Origin of the sequence: Pseudoalteromonas sp. XMcav11-Q (genome assembly GCF_040104525.1) — a bacterium.
In the GTDB taxonomy this organism is placed as follows: domain Bacteria; phylum Pseudomonadota; class Gammaproteobacteria; order Enterobacterales; family Alteromonadaceae; genus Pseudoalteromonas.
The window spans coordinates 1-1,092 of record NZ_JBECOX010000041.1; the positions used below are offsets into that span (position 1 = coordinate 1).

At 42.0% G+C, this 1,092-nt stretch carries 1 protein-coding gene; it reads left to right on the forward strand.

Annotated features, from left to right (window positions below):
* Positions 1–14: 14 nt before the first annotated feature.
* Positions 15–1,092, forward strand: a protein-coding gene (locus ABMY45_RS23785) for an IS3 family transposase (protein ID WP_349289600.1) whose coding sequence is annotated in 2 segments (ribosomal slippage) — positions 15–267 and positions 267–1,092 — 1,079 coding nt annotated over the 2 segments. Because the reading frame shifts where the segments join, the coding sequence is not laid out codon by codon here. This gene is flagged as partial in the annotation.

Here is a 1,092-nt window from a genome sequence, read left to right on the forward strand (position 1 = left end):
TAGGAAAATTTACGATGAGAAAAAGCAAGTTCACCGAAACCCAAATTGTCAGCATGATCAAGGAAGCTGAGTCAGGTATTCCTGTGCCAGAAATTTGCCGCAAACATGGCATCGGCCAAAGTACATTTTACAAATGGCGCTCAAAATATGGCGGTATGGAAGCGTCTGATATTAAACGCCTCAAAGAGCTTGAAGAAGAAAACCGTAAGCTAAAAGATATGTTTGCAACGCTTAGCCTAAAGCACTCGATGCTTGAGGATATCATCGCAAAAAAGCTGTAAAAACAAGTAGGCGCAGAGCTTGGGTAGAGCATTTAAGAGCTCAATTTAACGTCAGCGTCGCATTTGCTTGTGAAGTGGCAGGGCTAAGCCGCTCAGTTTTTTATTACAAACATAAACGGCCGTTAGATGATGAAGTTATCGACGCATTACTTGCGCTGGTAGAGCGCCATCCTAGGTGGGGGTTGCCTAAGCTGTTCAAAAGGCTTCGCAATAAAGGTAAGCCGTGGAATAAAAAGCGTGTTGAACGCGTTTACAACATGCTAAAACTAAACTTGAGACGTAAGGGAAAGCGCCGTGTTCCAACAAGAACACCTGAACCATTAAGCGCACCTACACAACATAATGAATCGTGGTCAATGGACTTTATGAGTGACGCATTAAGCTATGGACATCGTTTTAGAACACTGAATGTGCTGGATGATTTCAACCGACAAGCACTGGCGATTGAGGTCGATACAAGCTTAACTTCTGAACGAGTTATTAGAACACTACAACAAATTATTGCTTGGCGAGGAAAACCAAAGCAGATTAGAGTGGATAATGGTCCAGAATTTACTTCAACGGCACTTGAAGATTGGGCAATAAAAAATGACATCAAGTTGGAATTTATAGAGCCAGGCAGTCCTTACCAGAATGGTTTTGTGGAAAGGTTTAACCGAAGTTATCGTGAAGAAGTGCTCGATTTATACTTGTTTGAGTCACTGCAAGAAGTACGTGAAATCACTGATGAGTGGTTAGATATTTATAATTATGAGCGACCTCATGATTCACTTGGTGATATGACACCGGTTGGTTACCTTGAGGCTGCATA